22 protein-coding genes are annotated in these 20,370 nt (G+C 60.3%); 18 read left to right on the top strand and 4 right to left on the bottom strand.

The features are described from left to right. Positions 1–119: 119 nt before the first annotated feature. The 7 genes from O3299_RS14955 to O3299_RS14925 all read left to right on the top strand — a co-directional run bounded on the left by O3299_RS14955 (position 120) and on the right by O3299_RS14925 (position 7,507). The gene (locus O3299_RS14955) at positions 120–1,991 is read left to right on the top strand and encodes a LamG-like jellyroll fold domain-containing protein (RefSeq protein WP_305062591.1); all 1,872 of its coding nucleotides are present in this window, start codon (positions 120–122) and stop codon (positions 1,989–1,991) included. Between the two features lie 134 nt (positions 1,992–2,125). Then, positions 2,126–2,581, top strand: coding sequence for a peptidylprolyl isomerase (locus O3299_RS14950; RefSeq protein WP_070224501.1), 456 nt, complete (start codon positions 2,126–2,128; stop codon positions 2,579–2,581). Positions 2,582–2,590: 9 nt separating this feature from the next. Next, the gene (gene ispH, locus O3299_RS14945; RefSeq protein ID WP_099666793.1) at positions 2,591–3,538 is read left to right on the top strand and encodes a 4-hydroxy-3-methylbut-2-enyl diphosphate reductase; all 948 of its coding nucleotides are present in this window, start codon (positions 2,591–2,593) and stop codon (positions 3,536–3,538) included. A gap of 297 nt (positions 3,539–3,835) precedes the next feature. Further along, the gene (locus O3299_RS14940) at positions 3,836–4,765 is read left to right on the top strand and encodes a branched-chain amino acid ABC transporter permease (RefSeq protein ID WP_077407985.1); all 930 of its coding nucleotides are present in this window, start codon (positions 3,836–3,838) and stop codon (positions 4,763–4,765) included. 22 nt (positions 4,766–4,787) lie between these two features. Continuing rightward, the gene (locus tag O3299_RS14935; RefSeq protein ID WP_289916900.1) at positions 4,788–6,005 is read left to right on the top strand and encodes an ABC transporter ATP-binding protein; all 1,218 of its coding nucleotides are present in this window, start codon (positions 4,788–4,790) and stop codon (positions 6,003–6,005) included. Positions 6,006–6,017: 12 nt separating this feature from the next. Beyond that, entirely contained in the window at positions 6,018–6,791 is a 774-nt protein-coding gene (locus O3299_RS14930) for an ABC transporter ATP-binding protein (protein ID WP_099666795.1), read from the top strand. Beyond that, entirely contained in the window at positions 6,788–7,507 is a 720-nt protein-coding gene (locus O3299_RS14925) for an ABC transporter ATP-binding protein (protein ID WP_070256673.1), read from the top strand. Before O3299_RS14930 ends, O3299_RS14925 begins: the two co-directional genes overlap by 4 nt. A 133-nt stretch (positions 7,508–7,640) precedes the next feature. On the opposite strand, the gene O3299_RS14920 is transcribed toward O3299_RS14925, so the two are convergent. After that, positions 7,641–8,207: a phasin family protein gene (locus O3299_RS14920; protein ID WP_099666796.1), complete on the bottom strand. Its 567-nt coding sequence runs from the start codon at positions 8,205–8,207 to the stop codon at positions 7,641–7,643. A 350-nt stretch (positions 8,208–8,557) separates the two neighbouring features. Here O3299_RS14920 and O3299_RS14915 point away from each other — a divergent pair, with 350 nt between their 5' ends. From O3299_RS14915 to O3299_RS14905, 3 genes are all read left to right on the top strand, one after another. Beyond that, on the top strand, positions 8,558–9,475 hold the full coding sequence (locus O3299_RS14915) for a DMT family transporter (RefSeq protein ID WP_370385282.1): 918 nt from the start codon (positions 8,558–8,560) through the stop codon (positions 9,473–9,475). A 25-nt stretch (positions 9,476–9,500) separates the two neighbouring features. Continuing rightward, entirely contained in the window at positions 9,501–10,220 is a 720-nt protein-coding gene (locus O3299_RS14910) for a nitroreductase (RefSeq protein ID WP_099666798.1), read from the top strand. A 177-nt stretch (positions 10,221–10,397) separates the two neighbouring features. After that, the gene (locus tag O3299_RS14905) at positions 10,398–11,471 is read left to right on the top strand and encodes a serine hydrolase (protein ID WP_305062590.1); all 1,074 of its coding nucleotides are present in this window, start codon (positions 10,398–10,400) and stop codon (positions 11,469–11,471) included. A gap of 35 nt (positions 11,472–11,506) precedes the next feature. On the opposite strand, the gene O3299_RS14900 is transcribed toward O3299_RS14905, so the two are convergent. Continuing rightward, positions 11,507–12,286, bottom strand: a complete 780-nt coding sequence (locus tag O3299_RS14900; RefSeq protein ID WP_099378009.1) for an IclR family transcriptional regulator — start codon at positions 12,284–12,286, stop codon at positions 11,507–11,509. A 151-nt stretch (positions 12,287–12,437) separates the two neighbouring features. Between O3299_RS14900 and O3299_RS14895 the strand changes: the two genes are divergently transcribed. From O3299_RS14895 to O3299_RS14860, 8 genes are all read left to right on the top strand, one after another. Then, positions 12,438–12,821, top strand: coding sequence for a diacylglycerol kinase (locus O3299_RS14895; RefSeq protein ID WP_035821531.1), 384 nt, complete (start codon positions 12,438–12,440; stop codon positions 12,819–12,821). Between the two features lie 130 nt (positions 12,822–12,951). After that, positions 12,952–13,956 carry a sulfate ABC transporter substrate-binding protein gene (locus O3299_RS14890; protein ID WP_099666802.1) on the top strand — a complete coding sequence of 335 codons (1,005 nt, stop codon included), beginning with the start codon at positions 12,952–12,954 and terminating at the stop codon, positions 13,954–13,956. Between the two features lie 53 nt (positions 13,957–14,009). Further along, positions 14,010–14,576: an alpha/beta hydrolase gene (locus O3299_RS14885; RefSeq protein ID WP_034747509.1), complete on the top strand. Its 567-nt coding sequence runs from the start codon at positions 14,010–14,012 to the stop codon at positions 14,574–14,576. Positions 14,577–14,621: 45 nt separating this feature from the next. Then, positions 14,622–15,260 (top strand): peroxiredoxin, encoded by a 639-nt coding sequence (locus O3299_RS14880; RefSeq protein ID WP_034785187.1) that lies wholly within the window; start codon positions 14,622–14,624, stop codon positions 15,258–15,260. Between the two features lie 323 nt (positions 15,261–15,583). Next, entirely contained in the window at positions 15,584–16,393 is an 810-nt protein-coding gene (cysT, locus tag O3299_RS14875; RefSeq protein ID WP_099408869.1) for a sulfate ABC transporter permease subunit CysT, read from the top strand. Beyond that, positions 16,390–17,316, top strand: coding sequence for a sulfate ABC transporter permease subunit CysW (cysW, locus tag O3299_RS14870; RefSeq protein ID WP_251350677.1), 927 nt, complete (start codon positions 16,390–16,392; stop codon positions 17,314–17,316). The genes cysT and cysW overlap by 4 nt, the downstream gene beginning before the upstream one ends. A 1-nt stretch (position 17,317) precedes the next feature. Then, a complete protein-coding gene (locus O3299_RS14865; RefSeq protein ID WP_034747519.1) occupies positions 17,318–18,388 on the top strand; it encodes a sulfate/molybdate ABC transporter ATP-binding protein in 1,071 nt (356 codons plus the stop codon). Between the two features lie 12 nt (positions 18,389–18,400). Continuing rightward, a complete protein-coding gene (locus O3299_RS14860; protein WP_070256667.1) occupies positions 18,401–19,333 on the top strand; it encodes a CysB family HTH-type transcriptional regulator in 933 nt (310 codons plus the stop codon). Here the strand turns inward: O3299_RS14860 and O3299_RS14855 are convergent. Next, positions 19,330–19,683 carry an MmcQ/YjbR family DNA-binding protein gene (locus tag O3299_RS14855; protein ID WP_305062589.1) on the bottom strand — a complete coding sequence of 118 codons (354 nt, stop codon included), beginning with the start codon at positions 19,681–19,683 and terminating at the stop codon, positions 19,330–19,332. The two genes, O3299_RS14860 and O3299_RS14855, sit on opposite strands and share 4 nt — an antisense overlap. Further along, positions 19,680–20,291: a DUF2185 domain-containing protein gene (locus O3299_RS14850; protein WP_305062588.1), complete on the bottom strand. Its 612-nt coding sequence runs from the start codon at positions 20,289–20,291 to the stop codon at positions 19,680–19,682. Before O3299_RS14850 ends, O3299_RS14855 begins: the two co-directional genes overlap by 4 nt. Between the last annotated feature and the right edge of the window lie 79 nt (positions 20,292–20,370).

The raw sequence follows: 20,370 nt of genomic DNA, 5'->3' as shown, positions 1-20,370 counted from the left end.
CCCGGCCTGGCCATTTTCAAGCGCTATGATTTGCCTGTCGTTGCATTCCATGCAAGTTGCAGCGGCGGGGAGTCAGGGCCCTGAACTCAATGTCTTCCACTTGTTTTACAGGAGTCGTCATGCCGTACATCAAAGTTATCAATGGAGTCATGCAAGAGTTCAACGCCGCCGGCGTCAACACGGGCAAGGTCAGCGGCATCGGCCTCAATGCGCACGCGTATCTGGAGCGCCGTCAATGGAGCGCTACCGCACCGCTGGCGCCGGAAGTGGAACATCCTGATTACAGTACCGATTTGCCTTATCTTGCGGCCAACGGCTTCAAGTACATCCAGGTGATGGTGGCGCCATTCAACGGCAAACTGGCTGACGGTACGGGCTATCAGGTATGGGACTACGTTGTGGGCGCGCCGAGGTTTGCCACCGACAACACGGTCGTGGACCTGAGAATCCAGGATAAATATTGGAAAGCGGTGCAGGCGCTGCTTGACTATGCGCTGGCCAATGGCATCGGCATCATCGCCTGTCCATTCTGGAATCCCTTTGCCGTGCCGGAGTTGGTGGGGGAAGCGGGCGCTACGGGAGCTACGCCGGACGAGCACGATGCCGCCGCGCGCGCCGCACTGGCCAATCCACAATCGAAAACACGCCACTACATGCGTGCCTTTGCCAAGGCGTTTGCGCAGCGCTACAGCAACCACGCCGGCATCGCCGCCTGGATGGCTGCACAGGAACTGATGGCCATTGCCAAGATAGACTTGACTACCACCCGCGAAATCATCCAGGAAACGGCGCAAGCGCTGCGCGACAACGATGCCCTGGGGCGGATGATTTCCTCGGGTAATGCAGGAATCCCCGCTTACATACCGCACCAGGGTACCCTCGAACAATACATTGCGGAAACCCTGCCATTGATAAATCCGGATCCTGTCGACTGTATTTGTGAAAACCTGTTCTTGAATAATGAATATGTCAGCAGCGCCATGAACAGCAGTGCGGATCTGCCGGCCGACTTCGTCTCGTCTTCGCTCGCCTACCTGCAGGTGATGCAGCGCGCTGCCCATGCCTTGGGCAAACCGTATTACCTTGGCAGCTTTTGCTTGTCGAAAGAGCAAGAAACGGCGTTGCAAGATACCGAACGGCAAGACAACCTGCATGCCTTGCTGAGCGCCATACGCCGTACGGGCGTGCAACTGGCGTGCTATTGGGCCTGGAATGCGGGGAAAACCATGGAGCGCGCCGGTTTGAACCTGGTGGAGACGCCGGGCTACAGTAACAAACGCAAGGCTGTCTGGGACGCCTTGCGCGGCCAAGATGCCATGCGCCCGGCACCGCCCAAGCCCTGTTTCGGCGTGACGAAGACCTTGCAATTCAAGCCTGGCCTGCTGCTCACCGTGCCGTCGTCCGTGCGCTACGAGAGTGCGGATTTTTCGCTGTCGTATTGCATCCGGCAACAGGACTTCTCTTCGACCGTTGCTCTGGCGCAGGCTTTTATCGCACATCAGGCGAACAAGAAAGGATGGGTGCTGCTGACGCAGGATATCAAGACGTTCCTGTATTTATTCAATGGCGTTGGCGACAATGGCCTGGGCGCCAACAGCAATGGGCATGGCTTGAAGGTGGACATTCCCAACCGCTGGTTCCGCTGTACTTATACTGTGAAGCATGATGGACGCATCAGCCTGTATGTGGATGATTTCCTCATGTATCAGAGTTTGCAAAACATGGCGCCGCCATTCTTGAATGCCACTGGCACCCCGCTGGTGATCGGCCGCGCCGTGCATGCGCAGGAGCAGGGCGCGCCAGCCTGGCAGTTGTCGGACGTCATCCTGTACGACCGCGTGCTGACGCCGAAGGAAGTGTATGACTATGGCCAGTATGGCATCGTGCACCGTCCCGTGGGACGCTGGAAGCTCGACGGCAACCTGGAAGACAGCTCCGGCTTCGGCAATCACGCCAGCACGGCGGACGGGTTGACGTACGTCAACGTCTGATTCGCTGGATCGACGTCGGATGTGTTGCACGGCCATGTTTTTTGACAAAAGCATGGCCGCGCCGAGATGGCATGGGGCGCGCTGGCTCAGGGTGGCTTACAATATCGTTTTGCACCAGTTACTTGAAAACTACTATGTCCAACGAGCAACCAGCAGTCGTCACCGAAGCGGCTTACCTCACCCTGCATTATCGTCTTGCCACTGTTGACGGTACTGACATTGTCACGACCTTCAGCGGCAATCCCGCGACCTTGATGCTGGGACAGGGCCAGCTGGCGCCGTTCCTCGAGCAGCGCTTGCTGGGCTTGCCTGAAGGCACGCACCAGACGTTCGAGCTGGCGGCCGGCGAAGGCTTCGGCGAGCGCAATCCCGAGCTGGTGCAGTCCGTCTCGCGCGCCACGCTGGACGAGAACTCCGTGCCGGGCGCCGACTACAAGATCGGCGACCTGGTCGATTTCGCCGCGCCGGGCGGCGGCCGCTTTGCCGGCGTGCTGCGCGAAATGCGCGAGGACTCGGCCCTGTTCGACTTCAACCATCCGCTGGCTGGCCAGCCGCTGCGTTTTGAAGTCAAGCTCATCTCGGTCCTGTAAGGAGTAGCGATGGATAAGGAACTGTTACTGGCCCAGCCCCGCGGCTTTTGCGCTGGCGTCGACCGGGCGATCGAAATCGTCGAGCGCGCCTTGCAGCAATTTGGCGCACCGATCTACGTGCGCCATGAAATCGTCCACAACGCCTATGTGGTGGCCGACTTGCGCAACAAGGGCGCCATCTTCATCGACGACCTCGATGACGTGCCTGCAGGCAATACGCTCGTGTTTTCCGCGCACGGCGTGTCGAAAGCCGTGCGCGCCGAGGCGGAATCGCGCGGCCTGAGCATTTTTGACGCCACTTGCCCGCTGGTCACCAAGGTGCACATGGAAGTGAGCAAGATGCGCCGCGAAGGCCGCGAGATCATCATGATCGGCCACGATGGCCATCCCGAGGTGGAAGGCACGATGGGCCAGGCCGACATGGGCATGCATCTGGTGGAAACGCTCGAGGATGTGGCGAAATTGCAAGTTGCCAATCCGGAAAGCCTGGCCTATGTTTCGCAAACAACGTTGTCAGTTGACGACACTAGCGACATTATTGCGGCCTTGAAAGCGAAATATCCGAATATCGCCGAGCCGAAAAAAGGCGACATCTGCTACGCCACCACCAACCGCCAGGAAGCCGTGAAATTCATGGCCCCGCAAGTGGAAGTGGTGATCGTCGTGGGCAGCCCGAACAGCTCGAATTCGAACCGCTTGCGCGAAGTGGCCGAGAAGATGGGCACGCCTGCCTACATGGTCGACAATGCCTCGCAAATCGATCCCGCCTGGCTGGAAGGCAAGCTGCGCGTGGGTGTGACGGCCGGCGCCTCGGCGCCCGAGGTGCTGGTGCAAGCCGTCATCGACCGCTTGAAAGAGTGCGGCGTGAAGAGCGTGCGCCCGCTGGACGGCGTGCAGGAAGCCGTCACGTTCCCGATGCCGAAAGGCCTCGATGGCCTCAAGCGCGACGTCGCCTGAGTCTGCAGGGCGATTGAGTATCGGTGAAATAGTTACCTCAAAACCGAATTTAATTCGGAAATGATCGATTTATTCCAAGCTTAGTTTTTGCAAAAGATCGTTATGATTGCCTCAAGCTTGAATATGTTGTCGTTATGACTAAGCAAGGTCACGCCCTTTTTGAGTGCGTGCACCATGCTGGTGAGAACGGTCCAGGGATGGCACTGCAGGAATTCTTCCTCCGGTGCCGTTTTTGTATCAGCGACCCATGTTCTGGCGGAAGTTGTTCCCGAAAAATGCATATTTGATAGGGCAATCATGGATACATTCATCCAGCAGATCATCAACGGCTTGGTGTTGGGCAGCATGTATGCCTTAGTCGCCCTCGGTTACACAATGGTGTATGGCGTCTTGAATCTGATCAACTTCGCCCACGGCGACGTGCTCATGATCGGCGCCATGGTGGGCTTGAGCATTCTCAAGCTGCTGGGCATTTATGTACCGGACTGGCCCGGCTATCTGAAACTGGCCACCGCCATCCTCGGCGCCATTCCCATCTGTATTCTGGTCAATATCATCATCGAGCGGGTCGCCTACCGCCGCCTGCGCAACGCCCCCCGCCTCGCCCCCCTGATTACCGCCATCGGCGTTTCCATCCTGCTGCAAACCTTCGCCATGATGATCTGGACGCGCAATCCCTTGCCTTTCCCGCAATTGCTGTCGACCGACCCCATCAACATAGGGGGCGCCGTGATTTCGCAAACGCAAGTGCTGCTGCTGGCCCTGGCCGCGCTGTCGATGGGCGGATTGGTGTTGCTGGTGGAAAAAACGAAAATGGGCCGCGCCATGCGCGCCACGGCGGAAAATCCCCGCGTGGCGGGCCTCATGGGCGTCGATTCCGACAAGGTCATCGTCGCCACCTTTGCCATCGGCGCCGCGCTGGCCGCCGTGGCGGGCGTGATGTGGGGCGCCAATTACGCGTCCATCCAGTTCTCCATGGGCGCCATCCCCGGCTTGAAAGCCTTTTGCGCGGCCGTGCTGGGCGGCATCGGCAATATCTACGGCGCCATGCTGGGCGGGGTCTTGCTGGGCATTATCGAGAGCCTGGGCGCCGGCTATATCGGCGACATCACGGGCGGCTTCCTGGGCAGCCACTACCAGGATATCTTTGCCTTCGTCGTGCTGATCATCGTGCTGACCCTGCGCCCGTCCGGCATCATGGGCGAAAGAGTGGCCGACCGTGCCTGATGTGAAACTGGGAGACTGAATCATGGCACTACTCGATTTTGACGCTAAGAAAAACCCGACCAAAGCCTACGCCGGCATGCTGGGCCTGGCCGCGCTGCTGATGGTGTTCCCGTTTTTTGCCGCGCAGTTCGGCAACTCGTGGGTGCGCATCATCGACATGGCCTTGCTGTACATCATGCTGGCCCTGGGCTTGAACATCGTCGTCGGCTTCGCCGGTCTGCTCGACCTCGGCTACATCGCCTTCTATGCCGTGGGCGCCTACCTGACGGCCTTGCTGGCGTCGCCCCAGTTCGCCATCCTGCTCGAATCGGTGGTGAATCAATATCCGGTGCTGGGTGCATCCCTGGTGCATCTGATGGGGCCGGAAATCCGCGAAAACGGCATCCACCTGTCGATCTGGATCATCGTGCCGCTGGCCGCTGCCGTGGCAGGCCTGTTCGGCGCCCTGCTGGGCGCGCCCACCTTGAAACTGCGCGGCGACTACCTGGCCATCGTGACCCTGGGTTTTGGCGAGATCATCCGCATTTTCATGAACAATTTGAACGACCCGATCAATTTCACGAATGGCCCGCAAGGCATCAATTTGATCGACCCGATCCGCATCTTCGGTGTCAACCTGGCGGGCGAGGCGGGCACCAACAGCACCGTGACGGTGGCCGGTTTTTCCATGCCGTCCGTCAACGCTTATTACTTCCTGTTCCTCTTCCTGTGCATCGCTGTCGTGTTCGTCACCAAGCGCCTGCAGCATTCGCGCCTGGGCCGCGCCTGGGTGGCCATCCGCGAAGACGAGATCGCCGCCAAGGCCATGGGCATCAACACGCGCAACGTGAAATTGCTGGCCTTTTCCATGGGCGCCTCGTTCGGCGGCGTGGCTGGCGCCATGTTTGCGTCTTTCCAGGGCTTTGTTTCGCCGGAATCGTTCTCGCTGACGGAATCGATCGCCGTGCTGGCCATGGTGGTGCTGGGCGGCATCGGCCATATCCCCGGCGTGATCCTCGGCGGCGTGATCCTCGCCTCGATACCGGAAGTGCTGCGCCATGTGGTGGAACCGGCCCAGCAGGCGCTGTTCGGCCACGTGGTGATCGAGGCGGAAGTGCTGCGCCAGCTGCTGTACGGCCTGGCCATGGTGTTGATCATGCTCAATCGTCCTGCGGGACTGTGGCCATCGCCGAAGCACGAAGACCGGCCCGACCACGATGTGGACCAGCCGAACAAATCCACCGGCGTCGTGTCCGCTTAAGGGAGGGATAGTATGAGCGAACAGATCATTCTCAATATCGCCGGCGTAAACAAGCGTTTCGGCGGCTTGCAGGCGCTCACCGACGTGGGCATCACCATCCGCCAGGGGCAAATCTACGGCTTGATCGGCCCGAACGGCGCCGGCAAGACGACGTTTTTCAATGTCATCACGGGCCTGTACCAGCCCGACACGGGCACCTTCGAGCTGGCCGGCAAGCCGTATTCGCCGTCCGCGCCGCACCAGGTGGCCAAGGCGGGCATCGCGCGCACCTTCCAGAATATCCGTCTGTTCGGCGACATGACGGCGCTGGAAAACGTCATGGTGGGGCGCCACGTGCGCTCGCACCAGGGCGTCTTCGGCGCCATCTTCCGCCACAAGGCGGCGCGCGAGGAAGAGGCGTCCATCCGCAAGCGGGCCATGGAGTTGCTCGATTTCGTCGGTATCGCCCAGTTCGCCAACCGGACGGCGCGCTTCCTGTCGTATGGCGACCAGCGGCGCCTGGAAATCGCCCGCGCGCTGGCCACCGACCCGACCCTGCTGGCCTTGGACGAGCCGGCGGCCGGCATGAATGCGACGGAAAAGCTGGCCTTGCGCGAGTTGCTGGTGAAAATCAAGGCGGAAGGCAAGACCGTGCTCCTGATCGAGCATGACGTGAAACTGATGATGGGACTGTGCGACCGCATCACGGTGCTCGAATATGGCAAGCGCATCGCCGAAGGCTTGCCGGCCGAAATACAACAAAACCAGGCCGTCATCGAGGCTTACCTGGGGGGATCGCACGCATGAGCAATATATTGAAGGTGGCGGGCCTGCACGTGGCCTACGGCGGCATCAAGGCGGTGAAAGGCATCGACCTGGAAGTCAACGAGGGCGAGCTGATCGCCCTGATCGGCGCGAACGGCGCCGGCAAGACGACGACCCTGAAAGCCATCACGGGCACTTTGCCTGCTTGCAAGATCGAGGGCACGATCAGTTACTTGGGCGAATCGCTGAAGGGCACGAAATCGTTCCACCTGGTGGAAAGGAAACTGGCCATGGTGCCGGAGGGGCGGGGCGTGTTTACCCGCATGTCGATCCGCGAAAACCTCATGATGGGCGCCTACACGCGCACGGACAAGGCGGGCGTCGAGGACGACATCGCCCGCTGGTTCGACGTGTTTCCCCGCCTGAAGGAAAGGGCGGCGCAGATGGCCGGCACCCTGTCCGGCGGCGAGCAGCAGATGCTGGCCATGGCGCGCGCCCTGATGAGCCATCCGAAGCTGCTGTTGCTCGACGAGCCGTCGATGGGCCTGTCGCCCATCATGGTCGAGAAAATCTTCGAGGTGATCCGCAAGGTGTCGTCCGAAGGCATCACGATCTTGCTGGTCGAACAGAATGCCCGGCTGGCCCTGCAGGCGGCGCACCGCGGCTATGTGATGGATTCCGGCCTGGTCACCATGGGCGGCAACGCGGCCGCCATGCTCGACGACCCGCGCGTGAAGGCGGCGTATCTGGGCGAGTAAGCGCGTTCGGGAAGTGTTCAGGCATAAAAAATGCCCCAGCTGGGCTGGGGCATAATGGCATCCGTCGGGGAAGTGCGGGATGGATGCCTGGAGGAGCTGGTAAGAGCAGACCGCCGTGGCGGCCGCTTGATAATTACTTGGCGGCAGTGCGCGGCACGATTTTTTCAGCCGCTTGCGTGAACTGGTTCACGGCCGACGTCAGGTTCGCTTCGATGGCTTCGACGGCTTGCTTGCTGGTTTTCGAGAATTGCTCGTAGCCTGCATTGGCGTTGCCGATGGCGCTTTTCAGGATGGCGACGGCGTTTTCCGAACCGGCTGGCGCGTTCTTGGTGACTTCTTCCACCAGCGACAGGACTTTACGGTTGGTTTCAGCGATCTGCGATTCAGCAGCTTTGCTGAACTCGGCTTGCGTGCCCGACGTGATGGCAGCCAGGTGACGGCCGTAAGCGATGGCTTTTTCGGCGCCAGGCTGGGCTTGGGCAGAGGCCAGCGAGAAGAATTCTTGTGGATCTTTTGCCGACAGCAATTGCTTGGCGGCGGCGGTCGATTCTTCCAACGTTGCCTTGGCAGCGGTCAGGTTCAGTTCGACGATCTTTTCGATGCCTTCGAAGGCCTTGCCCGTCAGCGACGAGAACAGGGCGAATTGGGCTTCCAGGTTGGCTTTGGTAGCGGACGAAAATTGCTCAGGAATTGAAAACATATAAATCTCCAAAAAATCGAAATCTGGTTAATTTGATGCTGCGTGTACCGTTTGGGAAAGCAGGTGAATCTAAATTTTTCAAGCTGAACAAGAATTGTGCAACGCAACAAACCCTATTCTACGGCGAAAAAAACGTAAGTCAAGCGATTCTTGTGCGATGCAACAATTGAATAGATTTGCATCAAAAGTCATTGTTTCTAAAGAGAAATATTTGATTTCTACCTGTTAATGGTTTGTGCTTAAACTATCGTTTCCAGTGCCTGCGGGGACGATCGCGGCGCAGCATGCTAGACTTTGCCTCCCGCACTGGGCAACGCCCCGGTGCCGATCCCGTTTCCCGAGTCGATACCATGTCCAATCTTCCCGCCGCGGCTGGCGCCAGCGGCAAAGCCTCTTTCCTGACCACTGTGGCGCCGATGGCCTTGCCCGGCTTCTTTGTGTTGTTATGGAGCACAGGTTTTATTGTGGCCAAGTTTGGCTTGCCGTATGCGCCGCCGCTGACCTTTTTGCTGTTGCGTTTCCTGGGCGTGCTGGTCATTTTGTTGCCGCTGGTGCTGCTGTTGCGCGCGCCGTGGCCCGTGGGCCAATTCCGCCAGATCGCCGTGGCCGGCATCCTGATGCAGGCCGGCTACCTGGCCGGCGTGTGGTGCGCCATCAAGCTGGGCATGCCGGCCGGCCTGTCTGCGCTGATTGTCGGCATGCAGCCCGTGTTGACGGCCTGCGCCGCGCCCCTGATCGGCGAATCCGTGCGCCCGCGCCAGTGGCTGGGCCTGTTCTTTGGCTTGCTGGGCGTGGCCCTCGTCGTGTATGCGAAGATCAACCTCGTGGGCTTGACCGTGGAAAGCGTGCTGCTGTGCGTGTTCGCGCTGCTGTCGATGACGGCCGGCACCATGTACCAAAAACGCCACTGTCCGCACTTTGACTTGCGCACCGGCACGGTGGTGCAGTTTGCCGCCTCCATCGTGGTGGTCTTGCCATTCGCCCTGTATTACGAAGGATTGGACTTGCATTTCAGTAATGTTCAATGGACGGCGAATTTCATCGGCGCCTTGCTGTGGTCGGTGCTCGTGCTGTCCATCGGCGCCATCTTCCTGCTGTTCGCCCTGATCCGCCGCAGCGATGCGACGAAAGTGACGGGCTTGCTGTACCTGACGCCGCCCACGACGGCCGTGATGGCCTGGCTGATGTTTGGCGAAGCCTTTAATATGCTGGGCATCGCCGGCATGCTGGTGGCCGTGGTCGGCGTGGTGTTCGTGGTCAAGAAATAATAAGCTATAGCGGGAGAGCAGGGCAGTGAACAAGCAAGCATTGGAAACACCAGCGGCGCAGCAAGCCGTCGATAGCGTCATCCTGTCGCGCCGTTCCATCCGCGCCTTTTTGCCCACGCCGGTGGCGCAGGACGAGATCGCGCGCATCCTGGAAGTGGCGGCGCGCGCGCCTTCGGGCGCCAACATGCAGCCGTGGAAAGTGTATGTGCTGTCGGGCGAGGCCCGCCTGCGCCTGTCGCAGCGCATCCTGGCCGCCTATGCCGCGCCGAAGGCGCCCGATGCGCCCGCGCGCACGGCCTCGTATATCTATTACCCGCGCCAGTGGACGGCGCCGTTCATCGAACGCCGCCGCAAGATCGGCCTGGACCTGTACCAGTTGCTGGGCCTGGAGCGTGGCGACACGGCCGGCATGGCGGCCCAGCATGGGCGCAATTTCCAGTTTTTCGATGCGCCCGTGGGCCTGATCTTCACCATCGAGCGGGTACTGGAACAGGGTTCCTGGCTCGACTACGGCATGTTTTTGCAAAACATCATGCTGGCGGCGCGTGCGCGGGGACTCGACACGTGCCCGCAAGCGGCCTTCATCCATTACCATGACATCATCCGCGACGAACTGGGCGTGCCGGCCGGTGAAATGGTGGTGTGCGGCATGGCCCTCGGCTATGCCGACCCGGACAAGGTCGAGAACCGCCTGAACACGGAGCGCGAGCCGCTGGCCGGCTTTGTTAAATTCATGGACAAATAGACATTACTGGCGACGGGCGGAGAAAAACAGCCGGTTAAGGATGAGTTTGTTTGCTGATCGCCAACGATTTGTATTTCATTGCTGCAATAAATACTGTCCTAACTGTTAAATAGGCTTGCGATTGCTCTGCATTTCGCTACACTGCAATAAGGCAACAGCTTCACGGGGAATTATCGAATGGCTAAGTTTAAACTTGCGCTGGGTATCCTGGCTTCCCTGCTGTTTGCACTGGCGCCGGCTGCGGCCGTGCACGCCAAGGAAGCGAACGGCAAATCCGCAGCCTCGAAGAAACACAACACCAAGAAAATCAAAGTCGTGCTGCGCAAGGGCGCGACGGCCGCGCCGCGCGAAAAGACCGTGCGCCGGGTCGTCATGGTGCGCGGCAAACGCAAGGTCATCTACCAAAAAGTCAGCAGCGTGGCCGTGCCCATGGCCGCACCGATGCCCACCATGGGCGACCTGGCCGGCCTGAACCTGACGCGCGATCCGCTCGACCTGAAGTCCAGCGTGGCGCTGGTGCTGGACCAGGCCAATGCGGAAGTGTTGTTTGAAAAGAATTCCAATGTGGCCTTGCCCATCGCCTCCATCACCAAGATGATGACGGGCCTGGTGGTGGTCGAAGCGCACCAGGACATGGATGAGTTGCTGACGATCACGGACGAGGACGTCGACCGCGCCAAGTTCAGCAGTTCGCGCCTGAAAGTGGGCTCGCAATTGACGCGCGCGAATATGCTGCACATTGCCCTGATGAGCTCGGAAAACCGCGCCGCCTCGGCGCTGGGCCGCAATTATCCGGGCGGCTTGCCGGCGTTTGTCGACGCCATGAACAGCAAGGCGCGCCAGTTGGGCATGATGGATACGCATTACGTCGATTCCAGCGGCTTGTCGAAGATGAACGTGGCCAGCGCGCGCGACCTGGGCAAGCTGGCCATGGCCGCCTTCCGCCATCCGCTGCTGCGCGAGTACTCGACGGACCCGAAAGCCATCGTCGAAGCCAGCGGCCAGCCCATGCAGTTTGGCAATACGAATCACCTGGTGGCCAATCCGGGCTGGGAAATCGGCTTGCAAAAGACGGGCTTCATCAATGAGGCGGGACGTTGTCTGATGATGCAGGCGGTCATCGAAGGACGGGCCGTGATCATGGTCTTCCTCGATTCCAAGGGGAAACAGTCGCGTACGGCCGATGCGGGACGCATGCGCAAGTGGCTGGAAGCATTGAAACCTGCCAATATGAGCTTGCCAGGAGGGTAAGGTGTCCAGGGCGGCATGGCCGCCCTGTATTCTTATTACTCTTGAGGAATGAATCCCAAGGTCACGGAAATCTGGTTCGCCGTTTCCACCAGATCCACCAGCCACTCATCCTGCAGGCGGTCGGCCGGTGCCGAGATCGACAGGCCGGCGATCAGCTTGCCTGTATCGTCGCGGATGCCGGCGGCCATGCAGCGCACGCCCAGTTCCAGCTCTTCATTGTCGCGCGCATAGCCGCGCTCGCGCACCAGGCTCAGCTCGCGCTCGAGTTTTTGCAGATCCGTGATGGAATTCTTGTTGTGCCCGGCCAGTCCCGTGCGCGTGGCGTAGGCGCGGATGGCTTTCGGCTCGTCCACGGAGAGGAACAGCTTGCCCGTCGAGGTCAGGTGCAGCGGGCCGCGGCCACCGATGGCGCGCACCACCTGCATGCCCGAGCGCTCGGAAAAGGCGCGGTCGATGTAGACGATCTCGTCACCTTGGCGCACGGACAGGTTGATGGTTTGCTGGGTTTTCTTGTGCAGCTGGCGCATGAAGTCCAGCGCCGCTTCGCGCACGCTGAGGCGGCTTTTCACCACATTGCCCAGTTCCAGCAAGCGCATGCCCAGCCGGTACGTGCCCGGTTCGATGCGGTCGACAAAGCGCGTCAGCACCATGTCGTTGAGGATGCGGTGCGCCGTCGAGGGGTGCAAACCGGAAACCTTGGATAATTCCTTCAGGCTGACCGGGTCGGAATATTTGGCCAGGGCATCGAGCAGGGCGACCATGCGTTCGATCACCTGGATCGTCGTCTTCGGAGCAGCGACCGGTTCAATTTTCATGATGGATTTGGTGCAATGCAGTATTCATGCTTCTTTATACCATGATGTGAAAAAATAGTGAAATGTTCCGAGATATTCAGCGAATAAATGGTCACAGTGCTATGTCGCCCCCATAATGTGCCCACTGCGCCTGCTTTACATATGGAAAACTATGCAACCTGTAAATGAATTCAAAAGCAAGAGTGGCTTGAAACGGATTTTTTCCGCTTTTTTCTACTCGCTCGATGGCTTGAAAGCGGCCTGGCGCCATGAACACGCGTTCCGCCAGGAGCTCGGTTTGTTCGTCGTCGGCACCGTGATCGCCTTGCTGCTGCGCATCTCCGCCTTTGAAAAACTGGTGCTGATCGGCGTGCTGCTGCTGGTGCTGATCGTCGAACTGATCAATTCCGCCATCGAAGCCGTGGTCGACCGCATCTCGCTGGAGCGCCATCCGCTGTCGAAGAACGCCAAGGATTTCGGTAGCGCGGCCGTGCTGCTGACCTGCATCCTGGCCTTCGCCACGTGGGCCGTCGTATTATTTAACCGTTTCTACTAAACGCTTTATCCCCGTTGCGTACCGTCCATATGCGAAAAATGTATATCAAACGGCGAAACGCTTCGTTCTCTTTGCGGCCATAGCGCCGTAATCTGGTGGCTCTGAAAGTTCAACCACACGGGGATCTTAGATGCTGTCGAAAAAAATCATCACTGCCGCCGCCATCAGCGCGTTTGCCCTTCTGCAAACGGCGCAGGCTGCCGATATCACCCTGCTCAACGTGTCATACGACCCGACGCGCGAGCTGTACCAGGATGTGAATACGGCGTTTGCCAAGGAGTGGAAAGGCAAGACGGGCGACAACGTCAAGATCAAGCAATCGCACGGCGGTTCCGGCAAGCAGGCGCGCGCCGTCATCGACGGCCTGGAAGCGGACGTGGTCACTTTGGCCCTGGCCTACGACATCGACGCGCTGGCCGAGCACAAGCTGCTGGCCGCCGACTGGCAAAAGCGTTTGGCGCACAACAGCTCGCCTTACACCTCGACCATCGTGTTCCTGGTGCGCAAGGGCAACCCGAAAGGCATCAAGGATTGGAATGACTTGATCAAGCCGGGCGTGTCCGTCATCACGCCGAACCCGAAAACCTCGGGCGGCGCCCGCTGGAACCATCTGGCCGCGTGGGGTTATGCCCTGCGCCAGCCGGGCGGCAACGAAGCGAAGGCCAAGGATTTCCTCGGCAAACTGTATAAAAACGTGCCCGTGCTCGATTCCGGCGCGCGCGGCGCCACCACCACCTTCGTGGAACGGGGCATCGGCGACGTGCTGATCGCCTGGGAAAACGAGGCTTACCTGGCCGTCAAGGAACTGGGCCCGACCAAGTTCGACATCATCACGCCATCCGTCAGCATCCTGGCCGAGCCGCCCGTCGCCGTCGTCGATAAATTTGCCGACAAGCACGGCACGCGCAAGGTGGCCGAGGCTTACCTGAACTACCTGTACACGGACGAAGCGCAAGACATTATCGCCAAGAACTACTACCGTCCGGCAACGGACAAGGCGGCGAAGAAATACGCGTCGCAGTTCGCCAAGGTCAACCTGTTCACCATCGAGCAAGTGGCCGGCGGCTGGACGGCAGCACAGAAGGCGCACTTTGCCGACGGCGGCATCTTCGACCAGATCTATCAGCCGAAGTAATCTTCACCGGCAGGCGGCAACGCTTGCCGGAATCGATCACGCAAGGACACATCATGGCGCTGCGCAGCTTTTCCGATTACCGGGTACTGATCGTGCCGGGCTTGCATAACAGCGGTCCCGAGCATTGGCAGAGCCGCTGGCAGCGCCTGTATCCGCAATTCGAGCGGGTCGAGCAGGACGACTGGAACGCTCCCGACCTGGCCACCTGGTCGGCGCGCCTGGATCAGGTGCGGCGGCAGGATGCGCGTCCTACCCTGATCGTCGCCCACAGCTTCGGCTGCCTGACGACGGCGCACAGCCTGGCCCGCGACCCGCAGGGCGTGGCCGGCGTGCTGCTGGTGGGGCCGGCCGATCCCGACAAGTTTGGCGTGGCCAAGGCCTTGCCGCAAAAGCGGCTGCCTTGCCCCGGCATCCTGATCGCCAGCCAGACGGATCCGTGGATGACGGCCGAACACGCGGCGCAGTGGGCACGGCGCTGGAATTGCAAGTATATTGATGGCGGTGCGCTGGGCCATATCAACGCCGAGTCGCGCCTTGGTGACTGGGTATATGGCCAGGCGCAACTGCAAACACTGTTTGATCTGGCGCAAAGCGACAAACGCCACCGTCAGGCAGCCTGATTCGACGCACATCCCATTGCCACACAACCTCTCAAGGAGATCACGATGACTTTACGCCTGGGCGATGTCGCCCCTGATTTTGAACAAGACAGCTCGATCGGCCCCCTCAAGTTCCACGAGTGGGCGGGCAATTCCTGGGTGGTGCTGTTTTCCCACCCGGCCGACTTCACCCCCGTGTGCACGACGGAACTGGGCTTGACGGCCAAGCTCAAGCCGGAATTCGACAAGCGCAACGTGAAGGCCATCGCCCTGTCCGTGGATGCGGCCGAGTCGCACAAGAGCTGGATCAAGGATATCGAAGAGACGCAAAACACGGTGGTGGGCTTCCCCATCATCGCCGACGTCGACAAGAAAGTATCGGTGCTGTACGACATGATCCACCCGGAACAGTCCGTCACGGCCACTGTGCGCTCCGTCTTCATCGTCGACCCGAACAAAAAGGTACGCCTGATCCTCACGTATCCGCTGAGCACTGGCCGCAACTTCAATGAAATCCTGCGCGTCATCGACGCCCTGCAATTGACGGACGGCTACACGGTGGCCACGCCAGGCAACTGGAAAGATGGCGACGACGTCATCATTCCATTGACGGTGCAAGATCCGGACGTGATCAAGCAGAAATATCCGAAGGGATTTACGGCAGCCAAGCCATACTTGCGCCTCACGCCGCAGCCAAACAAATAAGAGCACCGAAAAAACGTCCATGGCGTTGTTGCATTGCCTCGCCGTACATTCGTACTGTCTTCGGCAAGGCGCCTAGCCCTGAACGTTTTATTCGGCGCTCTTGTTCCCACAAAAACGCACCTCACCGGTGCGTTTTTTTTCGCCCAGCATTTCCATCGGCAAGTATGCAAAATCCATCTAAGCAAATGAGAAATGGTTAGTTCTTTTTATAACGATTGCATGTGATTATTGCACTCTATAACTCAAAAATGTAATAAGAAGGAGTTTCTATGTCTGCAGCATCAGCAGCACCGCTCAAGGCGCGCGGAGCGCCGTTTCGGGTCATGCCGGGGTTTAAGCTGTCACTGGGCTTCACGCTCTTTTATCTGGCCTTGATCGTTCTCATTCCGCTGTCGTCGGTGTTCCTGAAAACTTTCACCATGACATGGGACGCCTTCTTCAGCGCCGTCACGTCCGACCGTGTGATGGCGTCGTACCGCTTGACGTTTGGCGCTTCGCTGATCGCCGCCCTGTTGAACGTGGTGTTTGGCGGCATCCTGGCCTGGGTGCTGGTGCGTTACAAATTTCCCGGCAAGCGCATCATCGACGCGCTGGTCGACTTGCCGTTCGCCTTGCCGACGGCCGTGGCCGGCATCACCCTGACGGCTTTGTATTCGTCGAACGGCTGGTTCGGCCAGTTCATCGAAGGCGTGTTGGGCATCAAGGTGGCGTTCACGCCGCTGGGCGTGGTGGTGGCGCTGACTTTCATCGGCTTGCCCTTCGTCGTGCGCACCGTGCAACCGGTGCTGGAAGACGCGGAAAAGGAACTGGAAGAAGCGGCCGCCAGCCTGGGCGCCAATTCGCTGCAAACGTTTATCCGCGTCATCTTCCCCACGATCCTGCCATCCTTGCTGACAGGCTTTGCGCTGGCGTTTGCCCGCGCCACGGGCGAGTACGGTTCCGTGATCTTTATCGCCGGCAACATGCCGATGGTGTCGGAAATCACGCCGCTGTTCATTATTACTAAATTGGAACAATACGATTACGCAGGCGCCACGGCCATCGCCGTGGTGATGCTGGTGGTGTCTTTCCTGCTGTTGTTGACGATTAACCTGCTGCAAGCATGGACGCGCGGAAAGGCGAAGAAATCATGAGTACGAATACGACTAGCGTCGCTGGCGTGGACAATGCGCGCCCGGCAGTGCGCCGCTTCGAGCCGAATGTCGGCCCCGTCGTGCTGGAACCGTTGTGGGTACGCACGGTCCTGATCACCGTCGCCTTGCTGTTCCTGACGGCGTTCCTGATCGTGCCCCTGGTGGCCGTGTTTGCGGAAGCGTTCAAGAAGGGCTGGGAAGCGTATATCGCCGCCATCATCGATCCGGACGCGATTTCCGCCATTAAATTGACCCTGATCACGGCCGCCATCGCCGTGCCGCTGAACCTGGTGTTTGGCGTGGCCGCTTCCTGGTGCATCGCCAAGTTCGAATTCCGCGGCAAGAGCATCTTGCTGACCCTGATCGACTTGCCGTTCTCCGTCTCGCCCGTGATTTCCGGCCTGATCTATGTGCTGATGTTTGGCGCCCAGGGCTGGTTCGGCCCGTGGCTGCAGGCGCACGACATCAAGATCCTGTTCGCCGTGCCCGGCATCGTGCTGGCCACCATCTTCATCACTTTCCCGTTCGTGGCGCGTGAATTGATCCCGCTGATGCAGTCGCAGGGCAGCGAAGAGGAAGAGGCCGCCATCGTGCTGGGCGCCTCGGGCTGGAACACCTTCCGCCGCGTGACTTTGCCAAATATCAAGTGGGGGCTGCTGTATGGCGTGATCCTGTGTAATGCCCGCGCCATGGGCGAGTTCGGCGCCGTGTCCGTCGTGTCCGGCCATATCCGCGGCGAAACCAACACCATGCCGCTGCAGGTGGAGATTCTGTACAACGAGTACAACTTCGCCGCCGCGTTTGCCGTCGCCTCCCTGCTGGCCTTGCTGGCGCTGGTGACCCTGGCCTTGAAAGCTTTCATTGAGTGGCGTTTGAACGAGAGCAACGCCGACGATTCCGCCTTACGTTCCACGGAGCACTGATATGACCATCGCAGTTAAAAACATCCACAAGCGCTTCGGCGATTTCGTCGCCCTCGACAATATCTCGCTGGACTTTCCAGCCGGCGAACTGACGGCCTTGCTGGGCCCGTCCGGTTGCGGCAAGACAACCTTGCTGCGCATTATTGCTGGCTTGGAACATCCGGACAGCGGCCAGGTGTTGCTGGACGCGGAAGACGCGTCGAACCGCCATGTGCGCGAGCGCCAGGTCGGTTTCGTGTTTCAACATTACGCGCTGTTCAAGCACATGACCGTGTTCGAGAACGTGGCCTTCGGCTTGCGCGTGAAGTCGCGCAGCGAGCGCCCGTCGGAAGACCAGATCCGCCGTAAAGTAAAAGATTTGCTGGAGCTGGTGCAGCTCGATTGGCTGGCCGACCGTTATCCGCCGCAATTGTCGGGCGGGCAACGCCAGCGCATCGCCCTGGCGCGCGCGCTGGCCGTCGAGCCGCGCGTGCTGCTGCTGGATGAGCCGTTCGGCGCCCTGGATGCCAAGGTGCGCAAGGAATTGCGCCGCTGGCTGCGCCGCCTGCATGATGACTTGCACGTCACCAGTATTTTCGTCACGCATGATCAGGAAGAGGCGCTGGAAGTGGCCGACCAGGTCGTGCTGATGAACAAGGGCACGGTCGAGCAACTCGGTTCCCCGGAGCAAGTCTATAACCACCCCGCGTCGCCGTTCGTCTACGGTTTCCTCGGCAACGTCAACCTGTTCCACGGCCGCGTGCATGACGGCGTGATGGCCACGGGCGACGCCAGTTTCGAGGTGCCCGATTACGCGGGCGTGAGCGACAGCAAGGGCACGGCCTATGTGCGGCCGCACGACCTGGAAATCGACCGCTACACGCAGGGTGCGGAAGGCATCGTGGTGAAACTGAGCCGCGCGCATGCCATCGGCCCGCTGGCCCAGCTGGACTTGCAGCGCGTGGATAACAGCGAACTGATCGAAGCGGTGATGTCGAACGAGCGTTTCACCCACCTGCAGCTGAAGGAAGGCGAGACATTGGTTGTCCGCCCGAAACGCCTCCATGTATTTGTTGAACCCACCCGAACTTGATACAGGATAGCCATGAACTTTCAACAATTGCGATCGATCCGCGAAGCGGCCCGCCGCGGCTATAACCTGACGGAAGTGGCCAACGCCCTGTTCACGTCGCAACCGGGCGTGAGCCGGCAAATCCGCGAACTCGAAGACGAGCTGGGCGTGGTGATTTTCGAACGCAACGGCAAGCGTTTGACGGGCTTGACGGAGCCGGGCAAGGGCATCCTGAAGATCGTCGACCGTCTCTTGATCGAGGCGGAAAACCTGCAGCAGGCCAGCCTCGAATACAGCGGCCAGACGAGCGGGACCTTGTCCGTGGCGGCCACGCACACGCAGGCGCGCTATGCGCTGCCGAAAGTGGTGCAGAGCTTCCGCGCCGCCTTCCCCGACGTGCGTATTGCGCTACAACAAAGCGCGCCCGAGCACATTGCGGAATGGGTGCTGTCCGGCAAGACCGATATCGGCATCGCCACGGAAGGCTTGAGCCAGTTCCCCGACCTGGTGTCGTTCCCGTGCTACCGCTGGAGCCATCTGATCGTCGTGCCCGACGGCCATCCGCTGCTCGAGCACTCGCCCATCCGCCTGGAAGACCTGGCGAAGTATCCGCTGATTACCTACGACAAGGGTTTCACGGGGCGCGGGCATATCGACGACGCCTTTGCCAAGGCAGGCGTGGCGACCGATATCATCCTGACGGCCATGGATTCCGACGTCATCAAGCAATACGTGGCGCTGGGCCTGGGCGTGGGCATCGTCGCCTCGATGGCCTTCGACCATGGCCGCGACAAGGGGCTGCGGGCCGTGGAAGCGTCGCATCTGTTCGCCACCAACACGACGCGCCTGGCCGTGCGCCGCGGCGCCTACCTGCGCGCCTACGCCTACGAGTTCATCCTGCAGCTGGCGCCGGACTTGACGCGCGAAGACATCGACCGCGCGATGGCGGGCGAGGACGCCCTCTAGGCGATGGCCGCCCTTTGCGCGCGCGTCAGGCTGGCCACGGCGCGCGCGTAGCTATCCTGCACCAGTTCCGCCAGGTAATCGGCCGGGAAGTGCGCCACGTCGACGATGGTCACCCAGTGAAAGCGGCCCATGTAACGGGCCGGTTTCACGCCGGGCATGTCCGTCAGCTCGATAAAGCGCCCGGCGCTGGCGCGCAGGCTGAAGCGCCACTGTTCCGGCATGCTGGTCTTGAAGTACGCAAATTTTTTCCCCGCCACTTCATACACGAGGATGTTCGACGGCGCACCGTACAACACGGCTTGCGCGCCGGGCAGGGCCGCGCAAACGTCTTTCAGTTCATCACTTGTCATTCGTCAACCGCCATGAATTGTTGGGTGTCGTGGTCAAAGGCGAACGCCGACCCGGCGGGCGCATCGAGCAGCGCAATGAAGCGGTCGTCCACGCCGAGCACGGCGCCCAGCGACACGAGGGCCACGTTGGCGCTGTCGTTGATGTAGTCGTCGCTTTCATCATTCGCCGTGAAGCGCCAGCCGCTGTCGTCGGCGTTGTCCGGTTCCTCGCGGTACAGATAGCCGACAGGCGCGCCGTCTTCCAGCACTTTTTTCGTCACGAAGCACAGGCCCGCATAGCGGTTGACGAGGTTGTCGTCATCGTCGTGCTGCGTATTGATGATGTGGCGTGCCGCGAAGGCGACGGGGTCTTTGGCTTGCAGATCACGGATGTAGCCTGGCGTGTTGTCGAGCTTGCCGGTGAAGTGTCCGTGCGGCTCGACTGTGTCGACCAGCACCCACATGCGCTCGGCGCCCGGCGCCTGCGGATCGTCGCTGTGGAAGGCGAAGATCAGCTTGACCACCTCGCCGGGGCGCACCTGGGCGATGGCCTCGGGCGGCGATTTGTAGAAGGTGTAGGGATGGCGCGCCGCCAGTTCGGCGGCGTCGGCCAGGTGCCAGCTGGGCATGGTGATCCGTTATCAAGAAGAGTAACACCCATGGTAGCCGATTGCGTGCCAGGATGACCACGCCTACCTTCAGGCTTGC

It is taken from the genome of Janthinobacterium sp. SUN176, assembly GCF_030587335.1.
In the GTDB taxonomy this organism is placed as follows: domain Bacteria; phylum Pseudomonadota; class Gammaproteobacteria; order Burkholderiales; family Burkholderiaceae_D; genus Janthinobacterium; species Janthinobacterium kumbetense.
The sequence above is the reverse complement of the archived record's forward strand: the minus strand, read 5'-3'. Positions and strand labels throughout refer to the sequence as shown.

What these genes read in the sequence shown, in the direction of transcription:
- O3299_RS14860 (WP_070256667.1), top strand. Translation starts at nt 18,401, where the DNA reads ATGAACTTTCAACAATTGCGATCGATCCGCGAAGCGGCCCGCCGCGGC.
- O3299_RS14925 (WP_070256673.1), top strand. Translation starts at nt 6,788, where the DNA reads ATGAGCAATATATTGAAGGTGGCGGGCCTGCACGTGGCCTACGGCGGC.
- O3299_RS14940 (WP_077407985.1), top strand. Translation starts at nt 3,836, where the DNA reads ATGGATACATTCATCCAGCAGATCATCAACGGCTTGGTGTTGGGCAGC.
- cysT (WP_099408869.1), top strand. Translation starts at nt 15,584, where the DNA reads ATGCCGGGGTTTAAGCTGTCACTGGGCTTCACGCTCTTTTATCTGGCC.
- O3299_RS14885 (WP_034747509.1), top strand. Translation starts at nt 14,010, where the DNA reads ATGGCGCTGCGCAGCTTTTCCGATTACCGGGTACTGATCGTGCCGGGC.
- O3299_RS14895 (WP_035821531.1), top strand. Translation starts at nt 12,438, where the DNA reads ATGCAACCTGTAAATGAATTCAAAAGCAAGAGTGGCTTGAAACGGATT.
- O3299_RS14890 (WP_099666802.1), top strand. Translation starts at nt 12,952, where the DNA reads ATGCTGTCGAAAAAAATCATCACTGCCGCCGCCATCAGCGCGTTTGCC.
- O3299_RS14905 (WP_305062590.1), top strand. Translation starts at nt 10,398, where the DNA reads ATGGCTAAGTTTAAACTTGCGCTGGGTATCCTGGCTTCCCTGCTGTTT.
- O3299_RS14920 (WP_099666796.1), bottom strand. Translation starts at nt 8,207, where the DNA reads ATGTTTTCAATTCCTGAGCAATTTTCGTCCGCTACCAAAGCCAACCTG.
- O3299_RS14850 (WP_305062588.1), bottom strand. Translation starts at nt 20,291, where the DNA reads ATGCCCAGCTGGCACCTGGCCGACGCCGCCGAACTGGCGGCGCGCCAT.
- O3299_RS14880 (WP_034785187.1), top strand. Translation starts at nt 14,622, where the DNA reads ATGACTTTACGCCTGGGCGATGTCGCCCCTGATTTTGAACAAGACAGC.
- O3299_RS14855 (WP_305062589.1), bottom strand. Translation starts at nt 19,683, where the DNA reads ATGACAAGTGATGAACTGAAAGACGTTTGCGCGGCCCTGCCCGGCGCG.
- O3299_RS14955 (WP_305062591.1), top strand. Translation starts at nt 120, where the DNA reads ATGCCGTACATCAAAGTTATCAATGGAGTCATGCAAGAGTTCAACGCC.
- O3299_RS14930 (WP_099666795.1), top strand. Translation starts at nt 6,018, where the DNA reads ATGAGCGAACAGATCATTCTCAATATCGCCGGCGTAAACAAGCGTTTC.
- O3299_RS14915 (WP_370385282.1), top strand. Translation starts at nt 8,558, where the DNA reads ATGTCCAATCTTCCCGCCGCGGCTGGCGCCAGCGGCAAAGCCTCTTTC.
- cysW (WP_251350677.1), top strand. Translation starts at nt 16,390, where the DNA reads ATGAGTACGAATACGACTAGCGTCGCTGGCGTGGACAATGCGCGCCCG.
- O3299_RS14900 (WP_099378009.1), bottom strand. Translation starts at nt 12,286, where the DNA reads ATGAAAATTGAACCGGTCGCTGCTCCGAAGACGACGATCCAGGTGATC.
- O3299_RS14950 (WP_070224501.1), top strand. Translation starts at nt 2,126, where the DNA reads ATGTCCAACGAGCAACCAGCAGTCGTCACCGAAGCGGCTTACCTCACC.
- O3299_RS14935 (WP_289916900.1), top strand. Translation starts at nt 4,788, where the DNA reads ATGGCACTACTCGATTTTGACGCTAAGAAAAACCCGACCAAAGCCTAC.
- ispH (WP_099666793.1), top strand. Translation starts at nt 2,591, where the DNA reads ATGGATAAGGAACTGTTACTGGCCCAGCCCCGCGGCTTTTGCGCTGGC.
- O3299_RS14865 (WP_034747519.1), top strand. Translation starts at nt 17,318, where the DNA reads ATGACCATCGCAGTTAAAAACATCCACAAGCGCTTCGGCGATTTCGTC.